At 46.6% G+C, this 7,641-nt stretch carries 4 protein-coding genes; 1 reads left to right on the top strand and 3 read right to left on the bottom strand.

Translation table 11 applies throughout. The features are described 5' to 3' along the window. Nucleotides 1-585: 585 nt before the first annotated feature. Complete coding sequence (locus HXW94_RS17690) at nt 586-2,589, top strand: TonB-dependent receptor plug domain-containing protein (RefSeq protein WP_178368222.1); 2,004 nt, start codon at nt 586-588, stop codon at nt 2,587-2,589. Between the two features lie 60 nt (nt 2,590-2,649). Here HXW94_RS17690 and HXW94_RS17695 read toward each other — a convergent pair whose 3' ends face one another. The 3 genes from HXW94_RS17695 to HXW94_RS17705 are packed head-to-tail and all read right to left on the bottom strand — an operon-like array spanning nt 2,650 to nt 7,458. Continuing rightward, nucleotides 2,650-4,440 carry a two-component system response regulator gene (locus HXW94_RS17695; protein WP_178368223.1) on the bottom strand — a complete coding sequence of 597 codons (1,791 nt, stop codon included), beginning with the start codon at nt 4,438-4,440 and terminating at the stop codon, nt 2,650-2,652. Between the two features lie 2 nt (nt 4,441-4,442). Beyond that, entirely contained in the window at nt 4,443-6,869 is a 2,427-nt protein-coding gene (locus HXW94_RS17700) for an ATP-binding protein (RefSeq protein WP_178368224.1), read from the bottom strand. A 7-nt stretch (nt 6,870-6,876) separates the two neighbouring features. Then, on the bottom strand, nt 6,877-7,458 hold the full coding sequence (locus HXW94_RS17705; RefSeq protein ID WP_178368225.1) for a TOL_0243 family YfiR-like periplasmic protein: 582 nt from the start codon (nt 7,456-7,458) through the stop codon (nt 6,877-6,879). Nucleotides 7,459-7,641 lie beyond the last annotated feature (183 nt).

Genomic DNA, 7,641 nt, shown 5'->3' on the forward strand with positions numbered 1-7,641 from the left:
AATATTACCAGGGTGCCTATATATTCCTTTAGAACGAAAGCCCGAAGGCTCTCAAGGCTAATCAACAGGACTTGCAACCGAAGTCACAAGCCCACCGATCACCAAAGGTGTCGGTGGGTAGTTGACAAGACCGCCCCTGCCTTGCCCTTAAAGGCAAAACCCGCAAGAAAGGTCTGTCATTTAGAAAACTTTCATTTATACCAGTCCGGCAGCTTTCTACCAATCGGTTGAAAGCTTAATTTTTGAGTCAGTGAATTACTTGGTGCAATGTAGGCTTATATATTTCTCATATGTAGGTTGTAAGCCTATTTTTAGGTGGGCATCAACTTCAATTATACTTTTCTTGACAAAAAACGCTTTTTTATCCTATTAATTATTTTTGAAATCGCTATTTCGCTCATTGCAATGACGGTTGCCATGGTATTAGGAATTCCATGATTATTTAGCGATGGGTTTCGCTGCGACTTCAATGCGTTGCTTGAATTAGCGCCCTTTGGGCGGGCTGTTAGGTGCTGGGTGCTGGGTGCTGGGAAATGGAAACTCCTATACTCTTGAATTACTACTTTCTTGAAAGATTGAACAGTAATGAATCATTTTATAAAAAAATATCTAATTATTACAGCACTCCTATTTATTTTTCCTATATATTGCCTGGCCGAAGATCTGGATATACTCGATATGGATTTGTCAAGCCTGATGCAGATTCAGATCACCTCTGCCGGGAGAAAGGCACAGAATCTTTCAGATGTACCTGCCGCAGTTTATGTAATAGACCAGGAAGATATCCAAAATTCCACGGCCACTTCCATTCCGGAAATCCTCCGGATGGTTCCGGGACTCCAGGTGGCAAGGATATCTTCCAGCAAATGGGCCATCGCTTCCAGGGGATTTAACGGCGCCTTTTCCAATAAACTCCTTGTCCAAATTGACGGTCGCAGTGTTTATACCTCAGCCTATTCCGGTGTTTACTGGGATACCCTGAACCTGCCCTTGGAAAATATTGAACAGATTGAAGTAATAAGGGGGCCGGGAGCAACCCTCTGGGGAGCCAATGCCGTTAATGGCGTCATCAATATCATCACGAAACCGGCTTCGGACACGCTGGGTGGACAGGTAAGCACCACCATAGGTAACCATGAACGTGGTTCGGCATCATTTGGTTATGGAAAACAACTTAAAAATGACCTCTACGGCCGTTTTTATGTCAAACACCATGCCCAGGATTCATACAATTACCTTGGAGACAAAAGCGATGGTGATGATGACTGGGAAATTACTACCAGTGGCTTCCGCCTTGACAGTGATGTGGGAATAAAAAATTCATGGACCATTCAAGGGGATATCTACCACGGCGAAAATAATCAGTGGATGGACATGTTCTGGATACCATACGATCCCTATTTAAAACGGATCAAGGACCAGGTACATACCAACGGGGGCAATCTGCTTGCCCGATGGGAACACAAAACTTCTGAAAAACGATCCTGGAACCTCCAGGCCTATTATGATTACACAAATCGTGATGAAATATATCTGGAACAAACCAACCATATTTTTGACATTGATTTCCAGCATCGCTTCCAATTTCAAAACTGCAACGATATTGTGTGGGGATTGGGCTATCGATCAATCAAAGACGATTACAATAATACCTATCAGGTTACACTATTCCCTGACAGTCAAACCAGTAATATTTTCAGTGCATTTTTCCAGGATGAAATCACGCTTTTAAAAGATCGACTCTGGCTTACCATAGGCTCAAAGTTTGAGCATAACGAATACACAGGTGTTGAAATTCAGCCAAATCTTCGCCTATTTTGGAAACCTAAAAAAAAGCACAGTCTATGGACGTCCATTGCAAGGGCCATCAGAACCCCCTCCCGGGTTGAAGACAACAGCAAAGTGATAACATATGTCACAGGCCCACCATATTCTCCAGTTTTTTTCGAGAGACCCGTATGGGGTAATTCTGATTTTAACTCGGAAGAATTGATCGCCTACGAGGCCGGCTACCGCTATATTCCTGCAAAAAACCTCTCCATTGATACGGCAATTTATTACAACGACTACAAGGATCTCCAATCCTATTACCAGGTATCGACATTTTCACCCGTCTATATTGTTAATGGAATGGAGGGCCATTCCCATGGTATCGAAATAACAACAACATGGACGCCTGCAGATTGGATAAACACGGAATTCTCCTACACCTATATCAATCTTTCAATGGAAGATAAAAACAATGAAAATTTCCAACTATCTGGTGTAACAGAGGGTTCATCCCCTATGCACCAGTTTGATGCCCGGGTAAATATTAAACTTCGGGAAAATCTTTGTTTAAACCTCTGGGGCCATTACACTGATCAACTGGACGCTTCCAGTTTATCCGGGGGAGGCATCAGTGCTTTTGTAGATGACTATATGAATTTTAATGTCAATATCAAATGGACACCAAGGGAAAATCTGGAAATCATGCTGGCAGGAGAAAATCTTTTCGACAACAGACATCTTGAATTTGTCCAGGAAGGGTTTACATCTCCCATTGAGATTGAACGCAGCATTTACGTTAAAGTAAGCTTGCAGCTATAAAAAAACGGGTGTCTTCTAAAAACAATAAGTTTTAACATCATATAACGCCTTTAAAAAATATCAGGGCAAAAACCGTTGTTTTGCTTTCAACATGCCGGTAAATTCATCCCGGGTAACCGCCGGGCTGAACAGGAATCCCTGGCCGTAGTCGCATCCCATGCGGTGCAGTAGCTCAAGTTGCTCCCGGGTTTCAATGCCTTCGGCCACCACCTTCATGTCCATGCTATGGGCCATGGATATCATGGCTTTAACAATGGATTCGTCTTTTTTTCCCGTTAAAATGTCTTTGATGAAAAATCTGTCGATCTTTACCACATCAACGGGAAAAATTTTCAAATAGCTCAAGGATGAGTAACCCGTTCCAAAATCATCCACTGAAATGGTCAGTCCGATTTCTTTAAGCCGATTAAGTATGTCCAGCGTTTGGGAATTGTGAACGGCCATCACACTTTCAGTGAGTTCCACCTCTAAACATGAAGACGGCAGGTTATGCGCTTTGAGCATTCTAATGATTTTGTCCGGGATCTCCTGCTCTACAAAATGCTTGCTTGAAATATTCACCGCTACCCGGACCGTCTCAATCCCCTGGTCATACCATTTCAGTAGCCGGTGGCCGGCTTCCCGGATCACCCAGTCGGTAAAAGGGACGATCAGTCCCATCTCTTCTATGGCCGGAATAAATTCGGCCGGAGACACATTGCCTATCCGGGGATTATACCACCGGCTCAAGGCTTCGGCACCAATGATTCTGCCATCCAGCAAAGAGACCTGGGGCTGGTAAAAAAGGGTAATTTCATTTCCGATTACCGCTTTTCTTAAATCGTTTTCAAACTCCAGTCGTTCCTTTGCCTGAATATTCAACGCCTGCTCGAAAAATTGAAACCGGTTTCCTCCGTTTTCCTTGGCATGATACATGGCCAAATCTGCATTGGTGATCAAGGACTCGGCATCGTTGCCGTCCACGGGAAACAGACTGATGCCGATACTGGAAGAGATGAAAACTTCGTGGTCGTCAATATAAAACACCCGGCACAAACTTTCATTTATTCGCTTAGCCACCAGACCGGCATTGTCAGGTTTTTTGAGGTTCGGGAGGAGTACGGTGAACTCATCCCCACCCTGGCGGGAAACCATCACCTGGTTTGCATCCTCTTTTAACCATGCCAAGGCGTCAGTGCGCCGGATACAGATTTTAATCCGCTCCGCTACCTGTCGGAGCAGGGTGTCACCAGCTTTGTGCCCGAGACTGTCATTCACCAGCTTGAACCGATCAAGATCCAGGAACAGCACCGCAAGCAATTCTTTCTTTCCGCAGTTTTCCACTTCGCGTATCAGGTTTTCCCGGAACATGGTCCGGTTGGCAAGACCTGTGAGGTGGTCATAATAGGCCAATTCCTGGATCTGTTTCTGCTGCAGCATCACGTCATTAAAAGCGGCACTGGCCCTGAGCATGTATTTGATACGATATTTGAGAACCGCCCAGTTAATGGGTTTGCTGATAAAATCCGTGGCCCCGGCGGTAAAAGCACGGTCAATGGATTCCACATCCTCCAGCCCCGTCATCATCAAAACAGGCACATGTGTTCCACTAGGGAGGGAACGAATGGTTTTGCAGGCCGTAAACCCATCCATTTCTGGCATGTTCACATCCATGAGAATGACATGTGGATTCAATTTTTCAAAAGCGTCAACAGCTTTACGGCCGTTTTCCACAACCGCCACCCGGAACCCATATCCGTCCAAGGCGGCTTCCATGAGCATGCGGATGGCTTCGTCATCGTCAACCGCCAAAATCAATGGGTTTTCAGACGCTTCAAGATTCCGATTTTCATTGTCCCCGTGTTGATTCATATTCATGTCTCCACCATATGTTCCTTTAATCGGCTCATTGCCTGGTCAAGAGCCGGCTCAATTTCCGATATGATTTGGGATAAACGATCCAACGACTCCGTTTCCCGGGTATGTTCCTCCATTTCTTTATACAAAGCGGATAGATACACAGCACCAAGATTCCCGCTGCTGGATTTCATGTAATGGGCATGCTCCCTGATGGATTCCATATCCCCGGCCGCCATGGCAAGGGATATTTTTTGTGTCCGTTCAGGGGCGTCCCTTAAAAATATTTTGATCACCTTGGTGAGAATATCATCCGCACCGGGGGGCTGCATGCCACGGATGACATCCAGGGCTGCCATGGAAATTACCCCTTCGTCGGATTCAGTGTCGGTATGACCCTCTCCCTCTAGGGCGTGATCCATAGCACTGTCCTGCCATTCAGGCAGCCAGCGGCTCAAAACCGCCACCATTTTGGATTTGTCAAAGGGTTTTGCCAAATGATCGTCCATGCCGGCTTCAATACATTTAACTCGATCTCCGACCAAGGCGTGGGCTGTCAGTGCGATAATCGGCAACTCGTCACCGCTCCCGGTGCTGCTGCCCATGGCCCTGATTCTGCGGGTGGCATCATATCCATCCATGACCGGCATCTGGCAGTCCATAAAAATTATATCGTAAGATTTATCCGCCACGGCAGCCACCGCCATTTCGCCGTTTTCAGCCAGATCCACCCTGCAGCCAAGGCACTTTAAAATCCCGGAAGAGACCTCCTGATTAATGGGATTATCCTCCACCACCAACACCAGAGGTGCTTTTTCCGGGAGGATCTCTGCTTTAGGGAGCCCATCGTACACGTCGGAGTCCGTATTCATAGATTGGCTTGCACTTGAAAATTGAACTGATTCCACATTATCCTCTGATACTTTCTCAAATTCAAGCTGAAACATGAACTCACTGCCGATGCCGGACCGGCTTTTACATGAAATCCGGCCGCCCATCAATTCCACCAGCTGTTTGCAAATGGCAAGGCCCAGTCCCGTGCCTCCGAACTCCCGGGTGGTGGATTCGTCTGCCTGGGTAAAGGGTTTGAACAATTGGTCACGGACATCTTTTTCCATCCCGATTCCGGTATCTTTAACTGAAAAATGGACCGTCGTGAGAGCATCTTTTTCCTCCAGGGTTTCCACTCGGACCCGTATTGTGCCTTCATTGGTAAATTTAAGGGCATTGGAGAGCAGATTTAAAATAACCTGGCGTATCCTTAAAGGATCGGCATTCACAAACGGATAAGTAAGCCGCCCTATGTCCACAATCAGTTTTAATTTCTTGCTTTCGGCCTGGCCTGAGATGATCTCCACGGTGTTTCTTACCAGACGTTCAAGATTGCAGGGCGCTGATTCAAGTGCCAGTTTTCCGGCTTCAATCTTGGTAAAATCAAGAATATCGTTGATGATGAGCAGCAAGGAATCTCCGGACACTTTTATGGTATTTATAAGTTTCTTTTGATGCCGGGTCAAAGGGGTTTCCTTCAGCAGTTCCGCCATGCCCAGCACCCCGTTCATGGGGGTCCGGATCTCATGGCTCATATTGGCCAGAAACATGGACTTGCTTCGATTGGCGGCCTGGGCCTCCTTAGCCAGGGCCACGGCCTTTTTCATAGCCTTTTGGAGTTTCAAAGTTCTATCCCGGACCTGATCTTCAAGCAGCGCGTCCCGTTTCTCGATTTTTTCCAACATCTGGTTGAATCCGGCTGCCAATACCCCCAATTCGTCACCGGTATCACTCGCCACCCGGAGGCTGTAATCCTTTTCTTCGGTGATTTGCCTGACCGCCTGGATCAGTCTGTATACAGGTACGGTAAATATGCCTTGCAAACGAGCGGCCATTACGAACGCGATGGTTATCCCTGCAAGGGCGGCCAGGGCCAGATATCCGGCCCACTCCAGCAGGAGATTGTACAATTCTTCCATGCCCGCCTGAAGGAATAAAAATGCAATTTTTTCCCCATCCAGGATAATGGGTTGGAGTATGTTCAGGTGATGCGTTCCAACCCAGCTCATGGTTTCATTGGCTTTAAAGTAATGTTCGGGAAATGAGGGAATGTTTAAAGCTTGGGGATCATCAGGTGTAATCGTATATGACAGTTCCACGATGACGCTACCGTCGATACTATAAAAGGCAGACCTGTAAAGTGAAGATCGCTGCCCCAGGGATTCAAGGCTTTTACCCAATACCTGACGATCTTCAAACATCAGGGCGGCAGCGCTGTTATCCCCCACGATCCGGGCCAGACTGCCGAGTTCTTCAATCGCGTTGCGCCTGTAAAGGAACCATTGGGTGGCAAATACAATCAGAAAGGTCAGAAACAGCACGGCAAAACATGTGCTTAAAATTACAAGATTAAGTTTATTTCTAATGGACAATTTGTTCAACCAAATATGCATGCTTCCTTTAATCCTTTATTTCCAGGGCCAGGGACAAGAGTCGGGAATCAAGATCCACGCCGGCGAATCCTGGGGCTTTCAAATTGATAATGAACCGCAGCCGGTTCCGTATGGTGAGCAATTGTATGGCACCGCCGTCGTCCGCAAAGGATGGGGCATCCCCCACCGTAATTATCCTTGAGGATTTCAGTGTCTTGAGAACAGGCTTCCATTCCTGGTTCGATTGTAGGTAAAGCATGTGACAGCCATCCATGTGCTCTCCAATTCGATACTGCCTTACGTGAATGGGACGGGAGCCGATGGCCCTTGAAGTCAATAACCCTGCAATTTCCATGGGTGCATCCTCCCCAAAAAATCCGATGACAAATGCGGCGTCTTTACTGGCAAATGCAGAGTCCGGCCAACGGATGAATTTGCTGAAATTATAGAGGTAGGCCGCTCGAAGTTTATATTCCGACACGCTCAGACGTGCGGTCCAATCCTGCGCGGCTACCCCGCCGGCCATAAAAGATAGAACCAAGAAAACGACTACGAGCTTGGAGACCACTTTTCTGCGCATCATTTTAAAACTGCCACGTAATTTTGGCATATAGGGTCCGCTGAATTTCAATCGGGGTCAGGTAACTGTCGGATCCGAATTCCATGAAGTCACCGTCCAACAGATTCTGTCCTGCTAAAAACAGTTGTGACTATGGAATACAATAAAAAACAGACGACAAAATTTATAGATATCCAACTTCCCCAGCGCATCCAACCTCCATAAAGCATCCAT

This window comes from Desulfobacter latus (assembly GCF_013389365.1).
GTDB classification, from domain to species: domain Bacteria; phylum Desulfobacterota; class Desulfobacteria; order Desulfobacterales; family Desulfobacteraceae; genus Desulfobacter; species Desulfobacter latus.